Annotated in this window: 26 protein-coding genes; 24 read left to right on the forward strand and 2 right to left on the reverse strand. The window is 30.8% G+C overall.

What is annotated here, in order from left to right; genetic code table 11:
- Window positions 1-31 precede the first annotated feature (31 nt).
- The 16 genes from dxs to udk all read left to right on the forward strand — a co-directional run bounded on the left by dxs (window position 32) and on the right by udk (window position 16,037).
- Window positions 32-1,915, forward strand: a complete 1,884-nt coding sequence (dxs, locus tag J2Z35_RS06900) for a 1-deoxy-D-xylulose-5-phosphate synthase (protein WP_209660716.1) — start codon at window positions 32-34, stop codon at window positions 1,913-1,915.
- Window positions 1,912-2,736, forward strand: a complete 825-nt coding sequence (locus tag J2Z35_RS06905; RefSeq protein WP_209660656.1) for a TlyA family RNA methyltransferase — start codon at window positions 1,912-1,914, stop codon at window positions 2,734-2,736. Before dxs ends, J2Z35_RS06905 begins: the two co-directional genes overlap by 4 nt.
- Before the next feature lie 21 nt (window positions 2,737-2,757).
- A complete protein-coding gene (gene argR / locus J2Z35_RS06910) occupies window positions 2,758-3,204 on the forward strand; it encodes an arginine repressor (RefSeq protein WP_209660657.1) in 447 nt (148 codons plus the stop codon).
- Between the two features lie 8 nt (window positions 3,205-3,212).
- Window positions 3,213-4,895, forward strand: a complete 1,683-nt coding sequence (gene recN, locus J2Z35_RS06915) for a DNA repair protein RecN (protein ID WP_209660658.1) — start codon at window positions 3,213-3,215, stop codon at window positions 4,893-4,895.
- A gap of 15 nt (window positions 4,896-4,910) precedes the next feature.
- Entirely contained in the window at window positions 4,911-5,663 is a 753-nt protein-coding gene (spo0A, locus tag J2Z35_RS06920) for a sporulation transcription factor Spo0A (protein ID WP_209660659.1), read from the forward strand.
- A 126-nt stretch (window positions 5,664-5,789) separates the two neighbouring features.
- On the forward strand, window positions 5,790-6,911 hold the full coding sequence (gene steA / locus J2Z35_RS06925) for a putative cytokinetic ring protein SteA (protein WP_209660660.1): 1,122 nt from the start codon (window positions 5,790-5,792) through the stop codon (window positions 6,909-6,911).
- 11 nt (window positions 6,912-6,922) lie between these two features.
- The gene (locus tag J2Z35_RS06930) at window positions 6,923-7,795 is read left to right on the forward strand and encodes a copper transporter (protein WP_209660661.1); all 873 of its coding nucleotides are present in this window, start codon (window positions 6,923-6,925) and stop codon (window positions 7,793-7,795) included.
- Window positions 7,796-7,803: 8 nt separating this feature from the next.
- Entirely contained in the window at window positions 7,804-8,481 is a 678-nt protein-coding gene (locus J2Z35_RS06935; protein ID WP_209660662.1) for a glycosyltransferase family 2 protein, read from the forward strand.
- Between the two features lie 63 nt (window positions 8,482-8,544).
- Window positions 8,545-9,285, forward strand: coding sequence for an MraY family glycosyltransferase (locus J2Z35_RS06940; protein ID WP_209660663.1), 741 nt, complete (start codon window positions 8,545-8,547; stop codon window positions 9,283-9,285).
- Between the two features lie 2 nt (window positions 9,286-9,287).
- Complete coding sequence (locus tag J2Z35_RS06945) at window positions 9,288-10,367, forward strand: DUF3866 family protein (protein ID WP_209660664.1); 1,080 nt, start codon at window positions 9,288-9,290, stop codon at window positions 10,365-10,367.
- Window positions 10,368-10,910 carry an NUDIX hydrolase gene (locus tag J2Z35_RS06950; RefSeq protein WP_209660665.1) on the forward strand — a complete coding sequence of 181 codons (543 nt, stop codon included), beginning with the start codon at window positions 10,368-10,370 and terminating at the stop codon, window positions 10,908-10,910. It abuts the gene before it with no gap.
- Window positions 10,911-10,973: 63 nt separating this feature from the next.
- The gene (locus J2Z35_RS06955; protein WP_209660666.1) at window positions 10,974-12,299 is read left to right on the forward strand and encodes a pyrimidine-nucleoside phosphorylase; all 1,326 of its coding nucleotides are present in this window, start codon (window positions 10,974-10,976) and stop codon (window positions 12,297-12,299) included.
- A 109-nt stretch (window positions 12,300-12,408) separates the two neighbouring features.
- Complete coding sequence (gene mltG, locus J2Z35_RS06960) at window positions 12,409-13,428, forward strand: endolytic transglycosylase MltG (protein ID WP_209660667.1); 1,020 nt, start codon at window positions 12,409-12,411, stop codon at window positions 13,426-13,428.
- Window positions 13,429-13,468: 40 nt separating this feature from the next.
- The gene (locus tag J2Z35_RS06965; protein WP_209660668.1) at window positions 13,469-14,137 is read left to right on the forward strand and encodes an O-methyltransferase; all 669 of its coding nucleotides are present in this window, start codon (window positions 13,469-13,471) and stop codon (window positions 14,135-14,137) included.
- Between the two features lie 33 nt (window positions 14,138-14,170).
- The gene (locus J2Z35_RS06970) at window positions 14,171-15,412 is read left to right on the forward strand and encodes a peptidase U32 family protein (protein WP_209660669.1); all 1,242 of its coding nucleotides are present in this window, start codon (window positions 14,171-14,173) and stop codon (window positions 15,410-15,412) included.
- Window positions 15,405-16,037: a uridine kinase gene (udk, locus tag J2Z35_RS06975; RefSeq protein ID WP_209660670.1), complete on the forward strand. Its 633-nt coding sequence runs from the start codon at window positions 15,405-15,407 to the stop codon at window positions 16,035-16,037. Before J2Z35_RS06970 ends, udk begins: the two co-directional genes overlap by 8 nt.
- A gap of 84 nt (window positions 16,038-16,121) precedes the next feature.
- Here the strand turns inward: udk and J2Z35_RS06980 are convergent, their stop codons facing one another.
- Window positions 16,122-17,297, reverse strand: coding sequence for an HpcH/HpaI aldolase/citrate lyase family protein (locus tag J2Z35_RS06980; protein ID WP_330623407.1), 1,176 nt, complete (start codon window positions 17,295-17,297; stop codon window positions 16,122-16,124).
- A gap of 184 nt (window positions 17,298-17,481) precedes the next feature.
- Here J2Z35_RS06980 and J2Z35_RS06985 point away from each other — a divergent pair, with 184 nt between their 5' ends.
- The gene (locus J2Z35_RS06985) at window positions 17,482-17,754 is read left to right on the forward strand and encodes a hypothetical protein (RefSeq protein WP_209660671.1); all 273 of its coding nucleotides are present in this window, start codon (window positions 17,482-17,484) and stop codon (window positions 17,752-17,754) included.
- 92 nt (window positions 17,755-17,846) lie between these two features.
- Here J2Z35_RS06985 and J2Z35_RS06990 read toward each other — a convergent pair whose 3' ends face one another.
- On the reverse strand, window positions 17,847-20,423 hold the full coding sequence (locus J2Z35_RS06990; RefSeq protein WP_209660672.1) for a transglycosylase domain-containing protein: 2,577 nt from the start codon (window positions 20,421-20,423) through the stop codon (window positions 17,847-17,849).
- Window positions 20,424-20,600: 177 nt separating this feature from the next.
- Between J2Z35_RS06990 and hflX the strand changes: the two genes are divergently transcribed.
- From hflX to J2Z35_RS07025, 7 genes are all read left to right on the forward strand, one after another.
- Complete coding sequence (gene hflX / locus J2Z35_RS06995) at window positions 20,601-21,893, forward strand: GTPase HflX (protein ID WP_209660673.1); 1,293 nt, start codon at window positions 20,601-20,603, stop codon at window positions 21,891-21,893.
- An 8-nt stretch (window positions 21,894-21,901) separates the two neighbouring features.
- Window positions 21,902-22,564, forward strand: coding sequence for a HEAT repeat domain-containing protein (locus J2Z35_RS07000; RefSeq protein WP_209660674.1), 663 nt, complete (start codon window positions 21,902-21,904; stop codon window positions 22,562-22,564).
- 1 nt (window position 22,565) lies between these two features.
- Window positions 22,566-23,213, forward strand: coding sequence for a YigZ family protein (locus tag J2Z35_RS07005; protein ID WP_209660675.1), 648 nt, complete (start codon window positions 22,566-22,568; stop codon window positions 23,211-23,213).
- 82 nt (window positions 23,214-23,295) lie between these two features.
- Window positions 23,296-23,688, forward strand: coding sequence for a CoA-binding protein (locus tag J2Z35_RS07010; RefSeq protein ID WP_209660676.1), 393 nt, complete (start codon window positions 23,296-23,298; stop codon window positions 23,686-23,688).
- A gap of 182 nt (window positions 23,689-23,870) precedes the next feature.
- Complete coding sequence (locus J2Z35_RS07015; protein ID WP_209660677.1) at window positions 23,871-24,584, forward strand: YebC/PmpR family DNA-binding transcriptional regulator; 714 nt, start codon at window positions 23,871-23,873, stop codon at window positions 24,582-24,584.
- A 124-nt stretch (window positions 24,585-24,708) separates the two neighbouring features.
- Window positions 24,709-25,182, forward strand: coding sequence for a MarR family winged helix-turn-helix transcriptional regulator (locus J2Z35_RS07020; RefSeq protein ID WP_209660678.1), 474 nt, complete (start codon window positions 24,709-24,711; stop codon window positions 25,180-25,182).
- Window positions 25,172-26,554: an MATE family efflux transporter gene (locus J2Z35_RS07025; protein WP_209660679.1), complete on the forward strand. Its 1,383-nt coding sequence runs from the start codon at window positions 25,172-25,174 to the stop codon at window positions 26,552-26,554. The genes J2Z35_RS07020 and J2Z35_RS07025 overlap by 11 nt, the downstream gene beginning before the upstream one ends.
- The last annotated feature ends 33 nt before the right edge of the window (window positions 26,555-26,587 follow it).

Below are 26,587 nucleotides of genomic sequence, written 5' to 3' on the forward strand. Positions count from 1 at the left end.
GCAGATAATATCTGGAAAGCGAGTATAGATGATGTATAAAATTTTAGATAAAATAAATTCTCCAAAAGATTTAAAAAATCTTAAAGAAGAAGAAATATTTTTATTGGCTAAGGAAATCAGGAAATTTTTAATAAAAAACATATCAAAGAGTGGAGGTCATCTAGCTTCAAATCTTGGAGTTGTAGAATTGACATTGGCTTTGCACTCAGTATTTGATACAAAAAAAGATAAGATTGTATTTGATGTGGGACACCAGTCTTATGTTCATAAAATACTCACAGGAAGAAGAGAAAAATTTGGTACTATTAGACAATATGAAGGTTTAAGTGGATTTCCTAAAAGAAACGAGAGTGAACATGACTGCTTTGAAACAGGTCATAGCTCTACGTCTATATCTGCGGCACTTGGAATGGCATTTGCAGGGGACATAAAAGGGGATTCAAATGAAATTATAGCACTTATAGGAGATGGAGCTTTAACAGGAGGCCTAGCCCTTGAAGGCCTAAATCACCTCGGAAGCTCTGATGCCAACTTATTAGTAGTCCTTAATGACAATGAAATGTCTATTTGTGAAAATGTGGGTGGACTTTCTGATTATTTATGTAATATCAGAATTAATACTGTATACAGGAAGCTTTCAAAGCATATGATTGATTTAGTAAGTTCTGTCCCAATCGTAGGGGTAAAAGCCTCTCAAACAGCAGTAAAAATAAAAGACGGTTTAAAACATATAGTAATGCCCGGAGCTCTTTTTGATGAGATGGGTGTAAAATATTTTGGACCAATTGATGGACATGATTACAAAACTCTTGTAAGAGCTCTTGAAGAACTTAAAAAAATAAAAGGTCCCAAATTGCTTCATGTAATTACAAAAAAAGGTAAAGGATATAAATTTGCAGAAGAAGACCCAAGTTCATATCATGGAGTTGGAAAATTTGAAATAGATAAGGGTGTAATGAAGGTAAAAAGTGAAAACTATTCCCAAACTGTTGGCGAAACTCTAGAAGATATATTCAATGATGATACAGAGTGTTTGGCTATTACCGCTGCTATGGCAAATGGTACAGGTCTTGAGAATTTAAAAATCAAGTATCCTAAAAGAGTGATTGATGTAGGTATTGCAGAAGGTCATGCAACTACACTAGCAGCAGGAATAGCATCAACTGGAACTAAAGCATATTTTGCAGTTTACTCTACTTTTTTACAAAGAGGATTTGATGAAATAATTCATGATGTTGCACTACAAAATTTACCAGTGACACTATTAATAGATAGAGCTGGTCTTGTTGGAGAAGATGGAGAAACTCATCATGGAATGTTTGATCTTAGCTACCTAAACTTGATACCAAATCTTACTATATTTGCCCCTAAAGATAAATCTGAGTTACGCAGGATTATAAAACAAACACATAGTCTAAAAACTCCAGTAGCTATAAGATATCCTAGAGGAAATGACTTGGATATTGAGTCTTCAAAAGAAGATGATATTTTCAAATGGGAAACTCTAAAAAAAGGGACTAAAATAGCGATTTTGGCTACAGGAAAAATGGTTCATAATGCTCTTAAAGCATCTAGAGAACTTGAAACTGAGTATAATATAAGATGTGAAGTAGTAAATTCTCGAATAATAAAACCCCTTGATATTCAGACGCTTGAAGATATAGCTAGGGATTTTACGCATATTTTCACTTTAGAGGATAATTCTATTGCAGGTGGCTTTGGTCAAATTGTCTTAAGTGAGTTAAACAAATTAAATTTCAGTGGCAAAGCTGTAAATATAGCTTTACCAGATTCTTTTATAGAACACGGGTCTGTAGATATCTTATACGACAAGTATGGGCTTTCAAGTAATAAAATAAAAATGAAGGTTTTAGATACAATAGGTAAAACCAATCTATTTGAGGAGATATCATGAAGAAAAGGTTAGATATTTTGCTTGTAGAGTTAGGCTTCTTTGACAGTAGAGAAAAAGCTAAAAGAAATATAATGGCAGGAAATGTAATTGTAGGAAATTTTATGGTAGATAAGGCTGGTACCTTAGTTGATGAAGAAGAAATAATAAAAATTAAAAATGACTCACTTCCTTATGTAAGTAGAGGGGGGTTAAAGTTAGAAAAAGCTTTAAAGTATTTTTCAATAGAATTGGATAATAAAATTTGTTTTGACATAGGTGCTTCAACCGGTGGCTTTACAGATTGTATGCTACAAAATAATGCAAAAAAGGTATATTCAATAGATGTCGGATATGGACAGCTTGATTGGAAGCTTAGACAACATCCTCAAGTGATTTCTATGGAGCGTACCAATATAAGGCATTTAGATCCCTCATCTATTGAAGATAAAGGAGAGTTTGCCACCATAGATGTTTCATTTATATCTTTAAGGCTCGTACTTCCTGTAGTCAAAAATCTTTTAACCTCTGATGGAGAAATTATAGCATTAATCAAACCTCAGTTTGAAGCAGGAAGAGAAGAGGTAAAAAAACATGGAGTTGTAAAAGATTTAAAAGTCCATAAAAGAGTAATCGAAGAAATCTTGAATTTCGCACAGCAAAATGATTTATCTATAAAAGGACTCACATATTCTCCAATAACTGGTCCAAAAGGAAATATAGAGTTTTTAGCTTACTTTTCTCTTAATAAAGATTTAAATCAAAGTTTAAATATCATAGAATACATCGGAGAAATTGTAGACAAAGCTCACAATGATTTCTCATCTAAAGATACAAATTCATAACTATAAAAAGGGGGAGCATTTTTGAAACAATCAAGACATTCCAGAATAATAGAAATAATAGAGCAGAAGGAAATCGATACCCAAGATGAGCTCGTATATGAGCTAGGTAAAGCAGGTATACAAGTGACCCAAGCTACAATATCAAGAGATATAAAAGAATTAAAACTAGTGAAGGTTTTAGGGAATAATGGTAATTATAAATATGCCATCTTAAAGGATTCTGACAAAAGCTCTTTTGACAAGCTAATAAGATTTGTAAAAGATGTACTTATATCTATTGACTATTCTGGGAATATAATATGTCTCAAAACTGTTGATGGCGCTGCTAATTTAGTAGCAAAAGTAATAGATTCCCTTGAAGAAAAAGAGATACTAGGAACTATCGGTGGAACAGATACAGTTTTTGTTTTAATGAAAAATATGGATGATATACCTGTTTTTGTAGAAAGATTTGAAAAACTTCTGTAGGAGGTTTTATGTTAAAAGAAATAAGTATAAAGGACTTTGCTCTTATTGATGATTTGAAAATAAACCTTAAAAAAGGGTTTAATGTTTTTACAGGAGAGACTGGCTCTGGTAAATCAATCATAATTGATGCTCTTTCTTTTGCTCTTGGGAAAAGATCTGATAAAAGCTATGTACGAACTGGAAAAGATAAATCCATAATTGAAGCTATATTTTTCATTTCACAAAATACAAGGCTTAAAATAAGTCCTCTTTTAGAAGCAGAGGGTATAGATTTAAATGAGGATGTAATTTTTTTACGTAGAGAATTGTTTAGTGATGGACGAAGCACTTGCAGAATAAATGGAACTCTTGTAACAATAAACTTTTTAAAAAAATTATCAACGTTTTTGATTGCAATTCACGGTCAAAATGAGTTTGATACCCTCCTTGAAAAGGAAAAACAAATAGAAATAGTAGATGAATATGGTGGAATTAGAAAAAACCAAGAATATAAAGATTATACAGAGCTTTATATAGAATATAAAGAAATCCAAAATTCAATAAAAAAACTTTCTAAGGAAAGTAGCGAGTTTGAAATTGCCCGAGAGATAGATTTACTTCAATATCAAATTAATGAGATTCAGGATGCAAAGCTTTCTAAAACTGAAATTGAAGAAATACAAGGAAAATTAGACTTTTGGGAAAATTCAGAGGAAATTTCCTTAGCTGTAAATAAAAGCTATAATTTGCTTTATTCAGATAAAGAAAATATATTAAAATCTTTAAATGATATATTAAGAGATTTTGAAAAATATAAAAATATGGACTCAAGTATAGCAAGTTGGACTACTATTTTGGAAGATATTTACTATAAATTAGAAGATTTAGCTTTCTCTGTAAGAGATGAATTAGGTAAATTTGAATATGATTCAGAAATTTTAAATCAGACTAAAGCTAGATTTGATACTATAAACAAAATCCTAACAAAATATGGAAAAACCTATGAAGAAGTAATGGAATTTCTAGAAAAATCACTCCTTAGAACAGAGTATCTGGAAAATATATCTATAAATAGTGAAAAACTTAAATATAAGCTTGGAGAAATTGAAAATGAAATGAATTTTTTATCAAAAAATCTCTATATGATGAGAATTAAGGCTGCAAAAGAATTTGAAAAAGAAATAATCCTTGAACTTGAATCTTTAGGAATGATAAATACTAGATTTAAAGTTGAAATTTTAGAAAGTGATACATTTAATGAAATCGGGAAGGACTCTCTGGAATTTTTAATAACCTTTAATAAAGGAGAAAACCTTAAGCCTTTTAAAAAGGTGGCTTCTGGAGGAGAAATTTCCAGATTTATGTTAGCCCTTAAAAAAATCATTTCTGGTGTTGGGGATGTTGACTCCATGATTTTCGATGAGATAGATACAGGAATAAGCGGAGTTGCTTCACAAATGGTTGGAAACAAAATGAATGAGATATCAAAAACAAGTCAAGTAATATGCATCACCCATCTCCCTCAAATAGCATCAAAAGGAACTAGTCATTATTTAGTTGAAAAAATCGAAGTGGGAGATATGACAAAAACAGTAGTTGAAACCCTAGATAAAGAAGAAAGAGTTAAGGAAATTGCAAAGATGCTAGGTGGTCAGAATATAACAAACTACTCTTTAAAATACGCTAAGGAATTAATTTCAAATAATAATTAATCTATAGAGGTTAAAATGAAAAAAATCAAATTAATGATAGCAGATGACAACAAGGAATTTTGTAATATTATATCTGAAGTTTTAAGCTATGAAAGTGATATAGATTTAGTTGCCACTGCATATGACGGTGCATCAGCGCTGGAAAAATTAAAAAAATACTCTCCTGATATTCTTCTCCTTGATATTATAATGCCTATTTTAGATGGTATAGGTGTACTTGAAAAAATAGAGGAGCTAGACATCAAAGATACTAAAATTATAATTTTATCATCTGTAGGACAAGAAAAGATTACTTCTTATGCACTTTTAAAGGGTGCGTCTTATTATATGATGAAGCCCTTTGATTTTGAACTTTTTCCTAAAAGAATAAGAGAAGTATATTTTGGAATGGATTCAAAACCTTTAAGCAATGAAAAAAAGATTAATGATATAGAGGAATTTGTTTCAAAAATTCTTTTAGATATTGGAATAATGCCTCATATAAAAGGTTTTAGCTATATAAATGATGCACTTATAGAAGCTTACGGAAATCCTGAAATTTTGAAGAAAATAACCAAGGAGCTCTATCCTAAAATCGCTGAAAAAAATAAAACAACTTCAAGTAGAGTTGAAAGAGCTATTAGACATAGCATAGAATTAGCCTCTCAAAATATTGAAAACAGTAATTTGAGTCATTCAATATATATAAATTCCTTATTTAAAAAGAAAAAGCCTACAAACCTAGAATTCTTAGCTGGAATATTCCAGGAGATAAAGTTTAAATTCTAACACAAAGAAACTCGCAAAGAGTTTCTTTTTTTGTAAATCCTCTGTATTAATTTAAATTTTGTTATGTGATATAATGTGAATGCTCATATACATATATTACATCAGAATAATGCTTTGGAGGATAAAATGTTGATAAGAGGCCCAGTAGCCATCGATAAAAGAACTAAAGATTTGGCTAAAAGAATAAAGCCAGGTGAGATAGCTATAATAGATCATATAGATATAGATGAAGTGGCTGCCAATTCACTTGTAGCTGCGAAAATAAAGGCTGTTATAAATATGTCTAAGTCAATAAGCGGGAAGTATCCTAATAGTGGTCCTCAGATTCTCAACGATAATGGAATTACTATCATTGAGATACAGGAAAAAAATTTCTTAGATAAAATAAAGGAAACTGAACTTATTGAAATTGATTTCGATGGAAAAATATATAAAGAAGATAAATTAATTGCAGAAGGTATTGTTTTAGAAAAAAAGATAATTGAAAGCCAAATGATGATGGCACATGAAAATTTATCACAAGAATTAGATAAGTTTATTGATAATACTATAGAATATGCAAAAAAAGAAAAGGGTATGATTTTAGGGGATTTTAAAATTCCTAATCTTAAAACAGAATTTGAAAATAGACATGTACTTATAGTAGTTAGAGGCAAAAATTATAAAGAAGATTTGCTCACAATAAAATCTTATATTGATGAAGTGAAACCAATAATGATTGGCGTTGATGGCGGAGGAGATGCCTTGCTTGAATTTGGACTTACTCCTGATATAATAGTTGGCGATATGGATAGTGTGAGCGATTTGTGTCTTAAAAAAGCTAAGGAGATTGTAGTTCATGCTTATCAAGACGGAAAGGCTCCTGGGCTGGAAAGAATAAACTCCCTAGGACTTGAATCCATAATAATGCCATCACCAGGTACAAGCGAAGATATAGCAATGCTTATTGCATATGAAAATAAAGCAGAATTAATTGTAGCCGTTGGAACACACTCTAATTTGATAGACTTTCTAGAAAAAGGCAGAAAAGGCATGGGAAGTACATTTTTAGTGAGACTTAAAATTGGATATAAGCTTATAGATGCAAAAGGAGTTAGCTTGCTTTATAAAGGAAGCTTAAAAATCAAACATATATGGTGGCTAATTGTATCTGCTTTTTTCCCGATAGGAATTCTTATATACCTTTCTCAGCCTATGCAACATTTATTGAGGGTTTTAGAAATTAGAATAAAAATGATGCTCAACTAAAGGAGAATAATATGGTTTTAAATATAAAATATTTAGTAGTTACGATTGGTGCGGTTTTTCTTTCATTAGGGATTGGGATAATGATAGGTTTTAATCTGAATAATTCCGAGATTTTTAGCTCACAACAATTAAGGCTTGTAGAAGATATGGATAGCAAATTAACTGAAATTAGAACTGAAAACGAAAGCTTAAACCTAGAGCTGAGAGAAAGTGCATCAAGAGAAGAAAAGCTAAAATCTGATTTTGAAGATTTTTTAAAGGCTTCCAATGATATTATAGTAGGGAATAAATTATTTGGAAAAAATGTAGCTCTTATACAAACTACAGAAGATTATTTTTTTCATGACCTTGGAATAAGATTAGAAAAAGCGGGAGCTCAAATCGGGCCGCATATTTTAATCAGCAGTGATATTTTACAAATTCCTTATGATGAAGCAATTACAATGGATATATTTTTAAATGAAGTTATATCAGTTGAAAAAATTTCAAACCTTATTATAGAAAGCCTTAAAAATGGAGATTTAGAAATTCTAAAAAATCTTGAAAATCTTAGAGTTATTTCAATAATTAATAACGGAAAGACTCAAGCTGTAGATAATATCGTATTACTAGGCGGTTCATTAAAAGAGGAAAATGAAAGATTTGAAAATATAGATACAAATATTGTAAAAAGTTCTAAATCCAGCGGAATCTTTGTTGTAGGAGCAGAGCATACAAACGCAATATATTCTGACATAAAAAAATATGAATCTCTTGGTATTTCCACGATTGACAATGTTGATCAAACTATAGGTATTATATCTTTAGTATATATACTTGATGGAGAAAAAGGAAATTTTGGAACTAAATCAACCGCTGATAGATTGTTCCCTAATTTAAGATAGGAGGAAATATGGAAATTGCTATTTTAGCACCAGTTTATAACGAAGAAAAATATATAAATGATACAATAAAAGGCCTAAAAGCTATAACTTATAATCCTGATATATTTATAGTTGATGACTGCTCTACCGACAATACACTTAATATATTAAAGGATATAGAAAATATAAATGTTATTTCCTTGAAAGAAAATAAAGGAAAAGGGAATGCCCTTCAAAAGGGTCTCGAAACTATAATAGATAGATATGATGCTATAGGATTTGTAGATGGTGATGTAGGACTTACATCAAGAGAAATGGAAAAACTAATTTCTCCTATATTAGAAAGAAAAGCTGATGTCACCATAGCTAAGTTTCCTCCTCCAAAGAAAAAAGGAGGATTTGGAATGGTAAAAAAACTTTCTTTCTATGGGATTAAATTTTTCACTGGAAAAGAGATATATAGTGGTCTTTCAGGCCAAAGAGTATTTAAAACTGAGGTCTTAAAAGACTTTAAGACTATACCATTTGGCTATGGAGTTGAAGTCGGTATGACCATTGATATACTTAGAAGAGGTTATAATGTAATTGAAATCCCAGTGGAAATGTCCCATGATGAAACAGGAAGGGATATTGGTGGAATAAAACACAGACTGAAGCAGTTTGTGCATATTGGAATAATACTTATTAGAAAAATATTTGAAAGGTAATACAAAATGTGGATTTTACTGATTTTAATAACTTTACTTTTATCATTACTATTTAAAAAACAAATGTTCAACACATTAACAGATATGAACAAAACCGAATTAAATTACAAAGGTATAGAAATTCCCATTGGAATGGGTTTAATGTTTATTCCTCCTATAATATTTTTTAGTGGATTTTTAAAGTATTTTTTTATATATAATATTTCGGACTTATTGATAATTGCTATATTAATGATGGCTTTTGTTGGCTTTTTAGATGATATGACAAAGGATAAAAAAAATAAAGGTCTAAAAGGGCATATAAAAGCACTTGTAGAATTCAATATAACAACAGGCATGCTCAAGGCAATGTCAGGGTTTGTTATAGCTCTTTATGTTTCTTTAGAAATATCAAATGGTGCTATAGAAATCATTGTGAATTTATTTTTAATTTCTTTGTTTACAAACTTTATGAATCTTTGGGATTTAAGGCCTGGAAGAGCATCTAAGATTTTTTTAATTACTTCACTTATACTAATGCCCTTCATGGCATCTCAAGGTATTATGTATATGATATTAATTATAACTGTACTTTTAGTCTATATTAAGGGAGACTTAAACGCATCATATATGATGGGAGATTGTGGCTCGAATCTTTTAGGAGTATATTTAGGGATTATCTGTGCAACGAGCCTAAGCATTTGGTTTAAAATAGGTATTTTAATTGTACTAGTCTTAATTCATGTTATAGCAGAAAAAATTTCATTTTCAAGCATTATAGAAAATAATAAATTTCTTAAATATCTAGATATGTTAGGAAGGTAACTATGAATAGTATAGGGCTTAAAAAAGGATATGTAAGTGAAATAATTAAGGATTATGATGATATCCAAGAAATTATTGTAGAAATTGATAAAGAAAAATATGGGGCAATAAATTATAAGATGTTTACTGGAACTTGTTCTTGTATGGATGAAGTACTACTAAATACATCTGCCATAGACCTAAAATTGGGAACAGGCGGGTATCATTTTGTTTATTTTAATTACAACAACGATAACAGTGAAATTAAAGGCTCTGGGCATATTATGAAACTAAGGTATACCCCTTTACAGTTCAAATGTTTTTCTGTTGAAGAGCAAGAAAGTCCTTTTCATAAAGAAATTAATGAATTTGAAAGTTTATTTGGTCATCCTATAGCTGTAGGTACTTTGCATAGTCAAGTTTCAGTATTTTTTGAGGCGTTTAAAAAATTCTCCCCTCAGTCAAAAACTGTTTATATTATGACAGATGGAGCAGCATTACCTATTTCCTTAAGCAATAATATTAGAAAGTTAAAGGAAGAAAATATTATTGATTATACTATAACAACAGGAAACAGCTTTGGAGGAGACTTTGAAGCAGTAAATGTATATACAGCCATTATAATGGCAAGAGAAGTATTAAAGGCTGGAGCAATAATGATTTGTATGGGCCCAGGAATAGTAGGCACAGGAACAAAATATGGTTTTACGGGTATTGAACAAGGGTATATTTTAGACAGCATAGCATCTTTAGGAGGGACTCCGGTAGCGATTCCAAGGGTGAGTTTTAAGGATTTTAGGAGTAGGCATCATGGATTAAGCCATCATACCCTTACAATTTTAAAAGATATAGTCAAAACACAATGTATCGTCCCTTTTGCAATTGACGATGAAAATTCATATAGTTTGATAGAAAATACTATAAATACTGAAAGTCTCCTTAATAAACACAACTTCATCAATTATAAAAAAAGCATTTACTCTGATTTAGTAGCAGACTTTGTTATAAGACCTAAGTCAATGGGAAGAAGCTATAAAGATGACCCTTATCTTTTCAATTGTAGTATTGCAGCGGCAGAGTATATATCTGAAAGGATTGATTAAATGAATCTACCTGAAAAAACAATTTCCTCTAGAGAGATTTATACAGGAAAAGTACTTTCTTTAAAGGTTCTAACTGTAGAAATAGAAGATCAAAAGTACTCCCAAAGAGAAATCATAAATCATCCAGGGGGAACTTGTATAGTTGCAGTAAATCCATCTGGAAAGCTAATTCTAGTAAAGCAATATAGAAAAGCAATAGACTCATATATAATTGAACTTCCCGCTGGAAAATTAGAAAGCAAAGAAAATCCTGAGGACTCTATAAAAAGAGAGTTAATTGAAGAAACAGGATATATAGTAGAGGATGTTGAGTTTATAACATCCATGTACACATCTCCAGGGTATAGTGATGAAAAATTATATTTATATTATGGAAAAACCAAAGATTGGACAGAGCCAAGGCCTGATGGGGATGAAGCCATAGAGGTAATTGAGATTGACATTGATGAAGCTATAAAAATGATAAAAAACAAAGAGATTATAGATACTAAAACCTTAGTAGGAATCCAATGGTTTTTAATAAATAAAAGCCATTTAGAGTAGTTTTTTAAATTGATTTTAATTTAATTCATATTGCTTTTTAAAAAAATAAAAGAGGTGTTAATTTTGAAAGCTATAGACATTATTAAAAAAAAGAGAGATGGTCAAGAATTATCAAGAGCAGAAATAGATTTTTTTATTAATGAATACACTGCTGGAAATATGCCGGATTATCAAGCCGCAGCTTTACTTATGGCTATTTATTTCCAGAAAATGACAAAAAATGAGACTGTAAGTCTCACCCAAGCAATAATCAACTCTGGGGATAAAATAAATTTAGCTGAAATAAATGGCATTAAGGTTGATAAGCATTCAACAGGCGGAGTGGGAGATAAAACTACAATTGCTCTTGCTCCAATTGTTGCATCCTTGGGAGCACCCGTGGCTAAAATGTCTGGAAGGGGGCTTGGACATACTGGTGGTACTCTAGATAAGCTTGAGGCTATTCCTGGTTTCAAAATAGATTTAGAAAAATCCCAATTTATTTCAAATGTAAATAACCATAAAATCGCTATATCCGGACAAACTGCTAAGATAACTCCTGCCGATAAAAAACTATATTCTCTAAGGGATGTTACTGCTACGGTAGATAATATCTCCCTTATAGCGAGCAGTATTATGAGCAAAAAGCTAGCCTCCGGTGCTGATGCAATAGTTTTAGATGTAAAAACTGGAAGTGGAGCTTTTATGAAGAGCTTACATGAATCTTTTTCTCTAGCCAAAGAAATGGTTGACATTGGAAATGCAATGGGCAAAAATACTGTTGCTTTAATCACTGATATGGATCAACCTTTAGGAAATGCTGTGGGAAATTCATTAGAAGTAATAGAGGCAATAGAAACATTAAAAGGAAATGGTCCAGCTGACTTTTATGAGTTATGTTTGGAGCTTGGATCTCAGATGCTTATACTTGCTAAAATAGCTTCAGATGAAAAAGAGGCAAAAGAGATGATTAAAAGCTCAATTGAAAATAGATCAGCTTTAAACAAACTTAAGGAGCTAATTGAAATTCAAGGTGGAGACTCCAGAGTAATAGATGATTATAGCTTGCTTCCACAAGCAAAATATAAAAAGGAAATAAAACTTAAGCATACAGGATATGTAAAGTCAATAAATGCAGAGTTTGTCGGAAGAGCAGCCCTAGCTCTGGGTGCAGGAAGAGATACAATGGAAAGTAAGATAGACCTTTCAGCCGGAATAATACTCAATAAAAAAGTTGGAGATAAATTCACTGAAAATGACTCAATAGCTACTTTATTTTACAATGATGAGACAAAATTCGAAGAGGCAGAAGAATTAATAATAAAGGCATATTCTCTTTCTGATGATGAATGCCATCCAAAAAAATTGATGCATGGTCTAATTGTAAAAGATGATATAGTTCGATTTTAAACTAAAAGCTTTCGGGCTTTTAGTTTTTTTATAAGCTTATTTTCAATCACGACTATATAAATAAAGAAATTTATATTATAATAAATAATTGAAGATAAAGGAGGATTTTATGAAAACTTTGTTAAAAGCTATAGTAGTTGTAATACTTCTTATTGGAATCGCTATAGTGGGAACTTTATTTTATTATAATTCTATGATCAGTCCTGTAGATGAAACATCTACAGAAGGGTTAATCGTTGAAATACCTCAAGGCTCATCACTTAGAAAGGCTTCTAGCATTCTTCATTCCAATAATTTAATTAAAAATGAAAGAGTTTTTTTGCTTTATGCTAAGTTAAATGAAAAGGAAAGCATAAAAGCTGGAAGATATAGTATAAGTAAAAGCAACTCTACCCATGAAATACTTGATATTCTCAACAAAGGTGCTATAGCCATAGACAATAAAATTACAATTCCTGAAGGCTATGAAGTAAGAAATATAGCCCAAACATTGGAAGCTGCAGGAATTTTATCAGCAGATGAATTTATAGAAACCGCAAATAACGTTGAGTTATTTAAAAAAGATTATAACTTTTTATCCAGTGAATCAATATTGAGCTTAGAAGGCTATCTTTTTCCTGACACCTACTATATAAATAATGATATGGACTCAGAGGATATTATTAGATTGATGCTAAATAGATTTGAAAATATTTACAAATCAAATCAAGTAGAGGATAGGCTTTTAGAGAAAAATATAACTCTAAATGAGTTTATTACGATGGCTTCTATAGTGGAAAGAGAAGCAGTACTTCAAGAAGAAAGACCAGTAATAGCTGGAGTATTTTATAAAAGACTATCAATAAATATGCCCCTTCAATCTTGTGCAACGGTTCAATATATAATAAAAGAAAGAAAGCCAATATTATCAATAGCTGATACAAAGATAGAGTCTCCTTATAACACTTATATCAATAGTGGTCTACCTCCTGCTCCAATAGCCTCTCCAGGGTTAAATTCTATGCTTGCAACTTTAGAGCCTGAGGAAACTGACTTTATATTTTTTGTAGCACGGGGAGATGGTGGTCATGAATTTTCAAAAACTTATGATGAACATCTTAAGGCTAAGAAAAAATATCTAGGAGAATAAAAATATCAAAAGTTAATTTTTAGAATGGAGTATATGACTTATGAGAAGAGCAGAATTTGTTGAGCAAGAATCAATTGATTCATACATTGAAAATTTAAATTTTCAATGTAGTGACTTTTTAAAAAAACTTAGTGAATTTGCAAATATAAACAATGTACCTATAATAAAAAATGATGTTGCCAATTATTTAAAAACTCATCTAATGATACAAAAACCAAACTCCATATTGGAACTTGGAACTGCAATAGGATACTCTTCATTACTTTTTTATGAAACTTTAAATGAAAATTGTAATATTACAACCTTGGAAATCAATGATGATATGTTTAATATTGCATATGAAAACTTCAAAAAAAGGAATGCTTTAAATAATATATCCATTATAAAAGGCAATGCAATAGATTCTCTAAAAGAACTTCAAGGGAAAGAGTTATTTGATTTTGCGTTTATAGATGCTGCCAAAGGCCAGTACAAGGAATTTTTGACCCTTATCCTTCCTCTTATGAAAGAAAATGGAGTTATAATATGCGATAATATACTTTATCAGGGTATGGTTGCAATGGATTTTGATAAGGTTCCAAGAAGAAAAAGAACTATAGTAAGAAATATGAAAGGGTTTATAGAAGAGCTGATGTCACATAAAAAACTTACAAGTACAATTATCCCTGTTGGAGATGGACTTTCTATAAGTTATTTAAATAATAAATAAAATACTATCAAAATTACATTAGAGGTGAAACATTTGGAAAAAATAGAATTATTAGCTCCAGCTGGAGATCTTGAAAAGCTGAAAATGGCAATAATATATGGAGCTGATGCTGTATATATGGGTGGAGAGCAGTTTGGATTAAGAGCTGCATCTAAAAACTTTACCGAGGATGATATGAGAGAAGGTATTGAATTCGCTCACAAAAGAAATAAAAAGGTATATGTAACTTGTAATATAATCCCCCACAATGAAGATTTAAATGGAGCAGGAGAGTATTTTAAAAAACTGGAAGATTTAGGTGTAGATGCCTTAATAATTTCGGACCCAGGCTTTTTATTAATAGCAAAAGAAGCTGTTCCAAATATGGAAATACATTTGAGTACTCAAGCAAATACTACAAATTATCAAGGTGCAGCTTTTTGGCATAGTCAAGGAATTAAAAGAATAGTTGCCGCTAGAGAGCTTTCATTTCAAGAATTAAAGGAGCTATCTGGCAAGACACCAGAAACTCTAGAAATAGAAGCATTTGTTCATGGTGCTATGTGTATGTCATATTCTGGAAGATGTCTAATAAGTAATTATATGACCTCAAGAGATGCCAATCGAGGAGAGTGTGCTCAGCCTTGCCGCTGGAATTATTCTCTAGTTGAATCGACAAGACCGGGAGAGTATTTTCCAGTTGAAGAAGATGAAAGAGGCACTTACTTTTTTAATTCAAAAGATTTATGCTTAATTGAGTATATTCCCCAGTTAATTGAAAGCGGAATAAGTAGCTTTAAAATAGAAGGCCGAATTAAAACCTCATATTATGTCGCTACGGTTGTTAGGGCTTATAGAAAAGCTATCGATTCATATTATGAACTAAAAGAAAATTGGACATTTAAAGAAGAATGGCTCAATGAGCTAAAAAAAGTAAGCTATAGAGATTTTACAACTGGTTTTTTTGAAGAAAAAGCCACTGATAAAGCTCAAAATTATGGTTCTAGCTCCTATATTAGAAACTATGACTTTATAGGCCTAATCAAGGAAGTTGTATCAAATAAAAATCTTTTTTTAGTTGAGCAAAGAAATAGATTTGAAATAGGGGACGACATTGAAATTATTGGTCCAGATATAGAAGAAATAAACACAAAAATAATTAAAATATACGATGAAGATATGAAAGTTCTCGAAGTTGCAAATGTACCAAAAAAAATTTATTATATTGAACTGAGTGGGGAAAATAAATTAGATAAAGAATATATTCTCAGAAGGGTGGCAACTAAAATTGATTAAACCTATTTTAATTGGAATTACAGGAGGGACTGGCTCTGGAAAGAGTACAGTTGTAAAATCAATAATCGAAAATATACCCCCTTCAGATATAGCAATGATTGAGCAGGATGCCTATTATAAAGACCAAAGTGATTTGCCTATGGAAGAAAGAATAAAAGCTAATTATGACCATCCTTTTGCTTTTGACAATGACTTATTGATAAAACATTTAAACCTCTTGATGTGTGGTCAATCTATAGAAAAGCCTGTATATGATTTTGAAAATCATACGAGATTTCAAGATAGAACAATCACTGTACATCCAAGAAGTATCATAATATTAGAGGGAATAATGGTTTTGGAAAACGAAAAACTAAGGGATTTACTTGATATAAAGATTTTTGTAGATACTGACGCAGATATTAGAATTCTTAGAAGAATTCAAAGGGATATTCATGAAAGGGGAAGAACAGTAGATTCAGTAATCAATCAGTATATTTCTACTGTTAGACCTGCTCATTTGCAATTTATAGAGCCAAACAAAAGGTATGCAGATATAATTATACCTGAGGGTGGACAAAATGCTGTTGCTATAGATCTTGTAGTATCAAAAATAAAATCCATAATTCAGGAAACAATGGAATAAAAATAAAGCCTTAGATTAGATTTCTTATCTAATTTAAGGCTTTTATTATAGGAATTTTTTGAAATATTAATGTTTTTAAGACTGTTAAAACAAATCCAGATAACTATAATTTGAATTTAAAACTCCGTAGATAGATGCTAGATCCATAATCTTTTTTGCCCAGTTATAGTGTGGTGATATTTCATTCATTTTATTATTACTAGTGCTTTTATATACTCCTCCGTTATTAAAGTTATCTAAAATAAATTTTGCGTCCACATACTCCTCTAATGTCACACAGTACATTGCATTAACAATAGATGTTTGAGCTGGGTGAATTACGGTTTTTCCAACAAAACCATTACTTTTATCTAAAATCACTTCTCGAATAAGTCCGTCTAATGCTGGATTATTGGTTAAAGGAGTTCTTGCAAGAATTTTTTCTTCATTAAAATTTAAATTTCTCTTAGAATAATCATCTTCAAATGAGTTTTTAAATTTTGAATTAAAGTATTCCCATACTACACCACTAATTGCTACGTCGTTAATTGCAAGGTCGGAAAAGACATTAATTATATTGTAAAGACCAGAAGCAACAACTCCCAAATCATAAATACTCATAGCTACACTTCTTCTTAATCCAAAAATCGAGGATAAATCTGTTCCGCCCACTCTAATATTTAAAATTAAATCTTTTTTTTCACTTAGGAGTGCTTTAAGGTTTAAAAGCTCTTCGTTTCTTTTTTCAATTAAAATAATTTCACTAGATTCCAGTATAGGCATTCCATAGATACTATTATTGTAGGTATTTACTTCTTCTAATATAGATATATATTTATGAGCATTTAAGGTAGAAAACTTAGGAAAAACAAATCCAGATATATAATTTAAAAGATAATGTTCATTTTTTAGCTTGTTAAAAAAATTTTCAAACTGTTCTGGGTTTCTAACTCTTATAAAAAAAAGAGGTAATTCATCTAAATCTATTCTATTTTCATCTTCAGCCATTTTCAAAGTCCTTAAGGTATTCAAAACAGTTCTTTCTGCTATTTCCAAATCCTTTTCTCGAATTGAATCTTCAAAACACATTGTATATGAAGTAAGATGGGAGTATCTTTTTTCTAGAAGATATGGAGCGATATATTTTGTACCTGGCATATATAAAGTAGCTCCAAGTGCAAATCTTAAAGAATTTTTTTCAGTTTTAGAGTTAAAAAAAGAGGGTTTTAGAAAAAAAACTTCCTCTAACTTATTTTCATCTATATGCATATAATGTCTCACAAAAGTACCTCCTAGTTAATTCCTCTTTAATATATATTAGATATATACTCTTTTTTATATCACTTATAACATAATTTTATTTAATTAATCACAACATATTATTATACCAAAAAATATAAATTTTGTAGAATATTTGATATAATTAAGATAATATTTTTTAGATAGAATTTAATGGGAGGTAATTATGGAAAATATAATATATTTCGAATGGAATATTGATCAAAATTCATCTGATTCTAATGAGACTATAAACGCAGAAGAATTGGCTATGTTAGAAACAGAAAATTATATAGTATATTTAGATTTTATAGAACCTGACTACTTTAAGTACTGCTTAAGTAAAAAAATTGGTAAAGATGAAGAAGAATTTATGCTTTGCGGTGAAGGATTTGATAGTTTATCAGATAAAGAAACAACAAAAAAGCAAATGCTTGATTTTTTAAATAAAAGTATATAGATTAATTAAAAAAATAGTAAGAAAAAATCCCAGGCAATTAATAGCAGTGTCTGGGATTTTCTTTTTAAAATATATTATTTAAATTTCATTTTTTATGGATTACTATTTGGTGGGGCGGGGTTGTCAAAAATCGGCAATGGCTCAGGAACTGAATTTTCTCTATCATTATTTGTGTTATCATTTGGAGGCTGTCCATTTCCATTATTACCATTTCCATTATTACCATTTCCACTATTATCATTTCCGTTGTTGGAATTATTATTTTGCTCGTTTTCGTTATTTTGATTATTATCTTCATTATTTGAATCAGGAGTTTCATTTTCTTCGTTATCAAATATTCCCTCTTCTATAGATTCATTTTCGATAGGAGTATTGTAATCGTTGTGAATAGTGCAGTATGATTTAGGCTCAGTTCCAGCTTTAACCATTTCAGTTATTTGAGCTCCTGCCCTTAAGCATGCCTCAGTAACAAGCAGACCAGATTCCTTACAGATTGTTATTTCTACAACTCCAGAAGGTCTAGTAAATGCTTTATTTTCTAAATTTGTATGAACAGGGTCCATGACACTTTTCCATAAAAGTGCAGCCATTCTACTACTGTCGCTAAGTGGCTCGGGCATATCAGTTCCTATCCAAGTTGCAGCTGTATAGTATGGGGTATATCCCACAAACCAAACATCTTTTTTATCTGAGGTGGTTCCTGTTTTTCCAGCAGAAGTCATTGAAGAAAGCTGAGCTGATCTTCCGGTTCCATTTGAAACAGCAGTTCTTAACATATCTGTTAAAATAAATGCGTTTTGAGGATCCGTGATTTCTCTAGTTACAGGTTTGTTTTCAAACAATATGTCTCCATTTGAATTTTCAATTTTTGTAAAGAAGATTGGTTTAATATAATTCCCTTCATTTGCAAGAGACGCATATGCAGCTGTAAGTTCTAGTGGGGTAAGACCTCTTGTCATTCCACCTAAAGTAAGGGATAGATTTTCATCATTTACTCTTGAGTTTTGATTTCTATCAACCAAGGTTGTAAATCCTAATTTTTCTAAAGTATTAAACATTACTCTAATTGATGATTGTTCATCACCAGCTAATGATTCACCTAATTTGACAGCAGCTACGTTGGAAGATGTTTCTATAAGTCTTCTCATAGTAAGGTTGCCATAATAGCTACCTACGTTTTTAGGCCAATAACCGCCTTTGCCATCAGGTCTTGGAGAATCATCAATTACAGTTGATGCTGGGATACCATTCATTAATGCAGGAAGATATACTGCTAAAGGCTTTATGGATGATCCCGGCTGTCTTGGATTAATAGCTCTATTATATATCCTTCTTCCACCAATTCCTCTACCACCTACTAGACCCTTTACATGTCCATTGTGTTGGTCAATTACAACCATAGCAGCCTGTGGCTGAAGTATTCCGTTTTCATCGGTGAAAGTTCCCGGGAAATTCGAGTTATTTGCAAACTGAGATTCAATTGTTTTTTGGATATTTGTATCTAAAGTTGAATATATTCTTAAACCACCGTTATATAATATATCAGTAGCTTCATCTTCAGAATAACCTTTTTGTATAAAAGCTGTGATAACATCTTGCTTTAGCTTATCAACAAAGTAAGTAGAGATTCCCTGTTCGTTTTTTCTACCAATTTGAATATTGATTTGCTCATCTACTGCTACTCTATATTCTTCTTGAGTGATATGTCCAAGCTCTCTCATCTTGAAAAGCACAGTCTCTTGCCTTTTTTTAGCTTCCTCGTTAAGTACTGCCTTTCTAATATAAACATCCCCACGTTTTAATTGATTGTATTCAAATCTATCAATTTTCCCCGAAGCTAATGCCTTATCAAATATCAAGATATCTTCTTCAACTGGCAAAGGAGTTTCTTCAGTACTTGGTAGCAAAACAATCTCTAACTCTTCAATATTTTCTTCTGGAGAAATAGGTGCTGTGATATATGGCGAAAACCTTGAAGGCCTTTGAGTAATACCAGCAAGCATAGTAGATTCTGCTAAAGTTAATTCATTTGCGTTTTTTGAGAAATAAGTTTGAGATGCTGCTTGAACCCCAATCGCTCCTCTTCCCAAATACATTGTGTTTAAGTAAGCATGAAGAATTTGATCTTTACTTAATTGCTTTTCAATTTCAAGTGCATAGTATGCATCTTTTATTTTTCTGCTGAAGTCTTTTTCTGGAGAAGTATAGAGGTTTTTAGCAAGTTGCATAGTTATAGTAGATGCCCCTTGACCTAAGCTCTTTGTTTTAATATTATGAATTGCTGAGCCACCTATTCTACGTACATCCACCCCAGGATGAGAATAAAATCTTTCATCTTCTATTGAAATAACAGCATTTTGTAAGTCCTTTGAAATTTCATTTAAAGAAACTACAGTTCTATAATTATATCCATGAACTTTTTCTAAAATATTCCCATTCGAATCATAAATAAATGAACTTTCATCCAACATATTTTGTATATTGCTAGCATTTATTGGCTGGGCAGTCCTTATAACTGCAAATAAAAGCCCAAATACTGAAGCTGACCCAATTATAAAAAGCAAAACAAATACAAGAATCATGACTTTCCAGATACTAACTCTTTTTTTCTTCTTTTTCTTTGGTTTATTAGAAGCATTTTGAGCATTATCTGTATTTTTAGTACTCATAGATTACCTCCTTATTTTAATCTCATATATTATATCATATGTAAATCTTAAAATATAATTTTTTCAAAACTGTAACATTTAACAATTTGTTTTATTGCTATATAATAAGAATATATCAATTGATAAAATAATAATTTAAGTTAGCACTTGGAAAATTTATTTATAGAGGAGAAAAAAATGGAAAACAAATTAGATATAAATAAACCTAAAATGATACTTATGGGACTAAATGTCACGACGTATAGCAAAAGAAGCAATAAATTCAACCTAGAGGAGTCTATGGAAGAATTAGAGGAATTAGCAAAAGCAGCAGGTGGAGATGTCGTTGGAGTTATGATTCAAAATAGAGAAACATATGACGTTGCATATTATGTTGGAAAGGGTAAAGCTGAAGAAATAAGGGATTATAAAGATAAACTAGGTGCTGATATGATTGTTTTTAATGAAGAACTTTCCGGTGCTCAGATAAGAAATCTTGAAGAATTAATATCTTCTAAGGTCATTGATAGAACTACATTAATTTTAGACATATTTGCTCAAAGAGCTATTTCAAAAGAAGGAAGACTTCAAGTAGAATTGGCACAGCTAAAATATAGAATTCCACGTTTAATTGGATTTGGAGCTGAAATGTCACGAACTGGTGCTGGAATAGGTACAAGAGGCCCTGGAGAGAAAAAATTAGAAACAGATAAAAGACATATTAGAAGAAGAATCGTAGAAATAAAAAAAGAGTTAGATGAAATAAAAAGCAACAGAGCTGTTCAAAGGTCAAAGAGATTAAAATCCAGTCTTCCTATTGTTGCTCTTGTTGGTTATACAAATGCTGGAAAATCTACTATCCTTAATGAGCTTATTAAAACTCATAAGGAGTATGAAGAAGATAAAAAAGTTTTTGTAAAGGATATGTTATTTGCAACGTTAGATACATCCCTTAGGAAAGCTTCACTTCCTTCTAACAAAGAATATCTAGTTACTGATACAGTAGGGTTTGTTTCAGATTTGCCTCACGACTTAGTTGATGCTTTCAAATCAACTCTTGAAGAAGTAGTCTATGCCGATATTTTGCTTCATGTAGTAGATTCATCAAACGAGCATTTTAAACTGCAAATTGAAACTACAAAGCAAGTTCTTTCAGAGATAGGTGCTGAAAATAAAAAAACCATCTATGTTTTTAATAAGGCAGATAAGGTTAATTTTGAGATACCATTTATACCTCAAGGTGAAGAATATATTTTTATATCCGCTAAATCTGGATATAATATGGATGTCCTTCTAGAAGAAATCGAAAAATCTCTAAAAAGTAATTTAGTTAAAGTAGAACTAAAAATTCCTTTTGACAAAGGCGATATTGTAAGCTCGCTTCATAAAAAATATAAATTCACCGAAGAATATGACGAAAATGGTTTTATAATTTCTTTAGAGATAGATGAAGAGGATTTTGGAAGATATAAAGAATACTTGAATGATTAGGTGATTCTATGGATAAATCATGGTCTGAAATAAATATTATGACTCAAGAAGAAATAACATTTTTACTTTATAAGGAAGGAAAATCTCTTTCTCAAATTTCTTTAATAAGAAGGCTCCCTATTGAAGAAATTCAAAAGCAAATCATATCCCAAAAAAGAAAATTTTCAGAGCATAAGCTTACCCAATATGATAATAGCATGCTAATAGAATATCTTTCTTTAGGAAAGGAAGAAAGGCTTTCTTATTTGCTTGAAATCACAGAAAAAGAAAAGAATTCTTTTGAAGACTTATTAGAAAAGGCTCTTGATAGTAGAGACAATATCGAGGATTTAATGATATTAATATGGACAATTGGTGAAGGAAGGTTTGAAAACCTAAAGGATAAGCTAAAATATTTTAGTGCTCACCCCCATGGAAATATCAGGAGAATGTCTTTTTCTGCTATGGGAAAATTTAGCTCTGAAGAATTTTTACCTTATGTAATTCAGGGACTAAAAGACAAAAAACCACAAGTTAGACAATATGCTATAAAGGCTTTTGAAAAAATTGGGAATTATAATCATGTGGATAGGTTATTTGATATTATTATGGACCCTGAAGAAAAAGAGTATGTAAAGCGTGCTGCTAACTCTGCTATAGAAATAATTCAAAATAAAATGGAGAGTAAATAAATTGAAATCTTATAAAACGATATATAAAGAAGATAAGGAAGAATTAATAATCGAAAAATCTAGATTTATTGCTCATACAAAATCAGTAGAAACCGAAGAGGATGCTTTGGAGTTTATAAAAAAGATTAAAATAGAAAACAAAGACGCTACTCATAATGTGTGGGCATATGTAATAGGAGAGAATCAAAATATTCAAAGATATTCTGATGATGGTGAGCCTTCAGGGACTGCTGGCATTCCAACACTAGAAATATTAAAAAAAGAAAATCTCACAAATATTGTAGTGGTTGTTACTAGATATTTTGGAGGTATAAAGCTAGGAGCTGGAGGATTAGTAAGAGCATATTCAAAGGCATGTAAAGCTTCAATAATAAAAGCTAAGATAACTACTAAGATTATATATATCCCTGTAAAAATATCAGTTGATTATTCCACTATGGGTATAATAGAAAATCGATTTAAATTAAAAAATATCCCTATTTCAGATATTGAATACAAAGAAGATATTCAATTTAAAGCTTATATTCCACTAGGAGAAACCTCTAGTTTTAAAGATTATCTAGTAGAGCTTACGAATAATAGTATTGATTTTTCCTTTGGAGACCCTATATATGTTGATATGGTAGGAGAAGATATCATAATTAATTAAATATAAATATAATAATATGATGATTCAATAAAAAAAAGGGTATTAATTTGAAGAGAATATTTGTAAACAAGGAGGGCTTTAAGTGAATATAAAAGAAGAAATGCTGTCTAAAAAAAGATGGGTAGTATATGGTGTTAGCCCAGATGAATCTAAGTTTGGATACAAAATCCCCCAAAGAATGATTGATCATGGCTATGAAGTATATGGAGTGAATCCAAAATATAAAGGGGAAAAAATTGCTGGGGTAGATGTTTATGCATCAATTTCGGAAATAGCACAAGAAATAGATTGTATTGATATAGTTGTAAATCCTAAAATTGCTGTGGGGGTATTAGAAGAAGCAAAAGAAAATAATATAAAAAATATTTGGCTTCAGCCAGGTACATGGGATGAAAATGTTTTAAACAAAGCTGAAGATTTAAATCTTGAAGTAGTATATGATGACTGCGTTTATGCAATCTTAGGTCCAAAATAAAAATTCAAACTTTAGATTTGAATGCTGAATGTATTCAAATCTAAAGTTTTTTTATGGAAATTAGTATTTACATAAATATTTCAAAGTAATATTAAGAAAAGTAGATTAAAAGAGTTTATTTACCAGAAAATAAAAATATGTTAAAATTTTAAAGCGAATGAATTATAAAGGAGGTTCCTACTGTGGGACGTATTGGAAATATAATAAACCGTAAAGGTAAGCAAGATGCTCAAAGAGCAAAAATTTTCACTAAACATGCTAGGCTTATTGCTGTAGCTTCTAAAATGGGTGGTGGCGATCCAGAATATAATGCAACTTTAAAAAACGCTATTGAAAAAGCGAAAAATGATAATATGCCTAATGACAACATTGATAGGGCTATTAAAAAAGGTCTTGGTGCTGGGGAATCTGAAAACTATGAGCATATAACATATGAAGGCTATGGTCCTGGTGGAGTAGCAGTTATTGTTGAAACACTTACAGACAACAAAAATAGAACTGCTGGAAATATGAGGTATTATTTTGATAAAAATGGTGGAAATCTTGGGACAGCAGGATGCGTTTCTTTTATGTTCGATAGAAAAGGGCAAATTATAATAGAGCAAAATGAAGATATAAGCGAAGACGATTTAATGGAGACTTCACTTGAAGCAGGTGCTGAGGATTTTATTGTTGAAGAGGACTGTTATGTAGTAATAACTGATCCAGAAAATTTCATGGAAGTCAAAGAAAGTTTATTAACCTCTAAATATGAGTTTATTTCGTCTGATATTGAAATGATTCCCCAAACACACTCCTCATTAGATGCTGATCAAGAAAAAAGTATGCTTAAATTATTAGATTTACTTGAAGATGATGATGATGTACAAAATATATATCATAACTGGCAACAATAAAATAATTTATTTACTCTAAATAAGGCTTATTCAAATTAGCCTTATTTTTTTATTTAAATAGTTGCGTCCGCAACAAAAAGTCGATATAATAGTTGCATAACCAACTAAATAAGGAGGCATTCTAATGGATTCATTTTTACAAGATTTTAGGATAGGCCGTCACATATCTATACTATATAGGCATGGACAATGCTTTATGAACATGAAAATGACAAAATACGGTCTAGGAAGCGGCCAATATACTTTCTTGCTTTATTTATATGGAAATGACGGAATAAGCCAGGATGAACTGAGTAAAGCATTAGATATAGATAAAGCAACTACCGCTAGAGCAATAGCACGTCTTGAACAAGAAAAGTACGTAAAGAGAGATTCAGACCCCTCTGATAAAAGAATAAATAGGGTATTCCTAACTGATAAATCCTTGAAACTAAAAAGTGAAATAATGGAAATAACCAATGAATGGAAAAAAATCATACTTAAAGATATAGATAAAAACAGCCAAGAACAACTAAAGCTACTAATGGAACAAATGACGGAAAATGCTTCTGAGTATAAAAAAGCTATGTGCATAAGGGGAGAAAAAAATGAAAAATAAGGATGAATTGGGAACTGAAAAAATAAGTAAACTCTTAATTAAATTTTCCATTCCTGCAATAATCGGAATGGTAGTAAACGCATTATACAATGTCGTAGATAGAATATATATAGGAAGACTTGGGCATCTGGCTATGACAGGCATAGGACTTAATCTTCCTTTTATGACTATACTTATGGCCTTTGCAATGCTAGTTGGTATTGGATCCGGAGCAATAATATCTATAAGGCTTGGTCAGGGGAAAATTAAGGAAGCTGAAAAAATACTAGGAAATGCTCTTTCTCTTACCATACTAATAATGGGCTTTATAATGATTGTAGGTTATTTTTATAAGGAACAACTTCTTTATCTGTTTGGGGCCAGTGAAAATACATTCGTTTATGCTAATGACTATATGAGTATTATATTGGCAGGTTCTATATTTCAAGCTATCGGATTTGGATTAAATAATATTATAAGAGCAGAAGGAAACCCTAAAGTTGCAATGTATACTATGCTCATTGGGGCGGTTATAAATATAGTCTTAGATCCTATATTTATTTTCACCTTTGGTCTGGGAATAAAAGGGGCAGCCTATGCAACTATAATTTCCCAGTTTATATCTATGTCATGGGTGCTATACCACTTTATATCTAAAAATAGCAATCTTGTCCTTAAAATTAAAAATTTAAAATTAGAACTATCCATAGTAAAAAGTATCGTATCTATAGGGATTTCTCCATTCTCTATGCAGATTGCAGCAAGTATTGTGACTATACTTGCAAATAACTCACTCAAGGCTTATGGTGGAGATATAGCAATTGGAGCAATGACTGCTATAAATGCTATAGCAATATTCTTTTTAATGCCTATATTTGGTATTAATCAAGGTTCTCAACCTATTATAGGATATAATTATGGAGCAAAAGAATATGAACGAGTGAAAGAAGCTTTAAAATTAGCAATTTTAGCGGCTACAGTAATTTCTATAACTGGTTTTTTACTAACTCAGTTCTTTACTGTTAATCTCATAAAAATTTTTAATGATGATCCTGAATTAATTAAGGTTGCATCTGAAGGAATGAGAATATTTTTATTAATGCTTCCTGTCATAGGATTTCAAATTGTAAGCTCTAATTATTTTCAAGCTGTGGGAAAAGCACCAAAAGCTATGTTTTTAAGCCTGCTTAGACAGGTTATAGTTCTTATGCCTATGCTTATAATTCTTCCAAAGTTTTGGGGTCTGAGAGGAGTATGGCTTTCTGGACCAACTGCAGACTTTACAGCATCTATAGTAACTGCTATTTTCCTTTATAACGAAATAAAACACCTTAATCAATCAACTAAGGTAGAAAAAAATAAAGGTAATCTTGTAGAAATAAGAAGCCTTTAGATATATGATTTATGGTAATTAAATGATAAAATT

The sequence above is a fragment of the Acetoanaerobium pronyense genome (assembly GCF_017874355.1).
GTDB classification, from domain to species: domain Bacteria; phylum Bacillota; class Clostridia; order Peptostreptococcales; family Filifactoraceae; genus Acetoanaerobium; species Acetoanaerobium pronyense.

Coding starts and splice junctions, on each gene's coding strand:
- hflX (WP_209660673.1), top strand. CDS start 20,601: ATGGAAAACAAATTAGATATAAATAAACCTAAAATGATACTTATGGGA.
- dxs (WP_209660716.1), top strand. CDS start 32: ATGTATAAAATTTTAGATAAAATAAATTCTCCAAAAGATTTAAAAAAT.
- J2Z35_RS06935 (WP_209660662.1), top strand. CDS start 7,804: ATGGAAATTGCTATTTTAGCACCAGTTTATAACGAAGAAAAATATATA.
- steA (WP_209660660.1), top strand. CDS start 5,790: ATGTTGATAAGAGGCCCAGTAGCCATCGATAAAAGAACTAAAGATTTG.
- J2Z35_RS06965 (WP_209660668.1), top strand. CDS start 13,469: ATGAGAAGAGCAGAATTTGTTGAGCAAGAATCAATTGATTCATACATT.
- J2Z35_RS06985 (WP_209660671.1), top strand. CDS start 17,482: ATGGAAAATATAATATATTTCGAATGGAATATTGATCAAAATTCATCT.
- J2Z35_RS06950 (WP_209660665.1), top strand. CDS start 10,368: ATGAATCTACCTGAAAAAACAATTTCCTCTAGAGAGATTTATACAGGA.
- recN (WP_209660658.1), top strand. CDS start 3,213: ATGTTAAAAGAAATAAGTATAAAGGACTTTGCTCTTATTGATGATTTG.
- J2Z35_RS06990 (WP_209660672.1), bottom strand. CDS start 20,423: ATGAGTACTAAAAATACAGATAATGCTCAAAATGCTTCTAATAAACCA.
- mltG (WP_209660667.1), top strand. CDS start 12,409: ATGAAAACTTTGTTAAAAGCTATAGTAGTTGTAATACTTCTTATTGGA.
- J2Z35_RS06930 (WP_209660661.1), top strand. CDS start 6,923: ATGGTTTTAAATATAAAATATTTAGTAGTTACGATTGGTGCGGTTTTT.
- J2Z35_RS07000 (WP_209660674.1), top strand. CDS start 21,902: ATGGATAAATCATGGTCTGAAATAAATATTATGACTCAAGAAGAAATA.
- J2Z35_RS06940 (WP_209660663.1), top strand. CDS start 8,545: ATGTTCAACACATTAACAGATATGAACAAAACCGAATTAAATTACAAA.
- J2Z35_RS06905 (WP_209660656.1), top strand. CDS start 1,912: ATGAAGAAAAGGTTAGATATTTTGCTTGTAGAGTTAGGCTTCTTTGAC.
- spo0A (WP_209660659.1), top strand. CDS start 4,911: ATGAAAAAAATCAAATTAATGATAGCAGATGACAACAAGGAATTTTGT.
- J2Z35_RS06945 (WP_209660664.1), top strand. CDS start 9,288: ATGAATAGTATAGGGCTTAAAAAAGGATATGTAAGTGAAATAATTAAG.
- J2Z35_RS07025 (WP_209660679.1), top strand. CDS start 25,172: ATGAAAAATAAGGATGAATTGGGAACTGAAAAAATAAGTAAACTCTTA.
- J2Z35_RS07020 (WP_209660678.1), top strand. CDS start 24,709: ATGGATTCATTTTTACAAGATTTTAGGATAGGCCGTCACATATCTATA.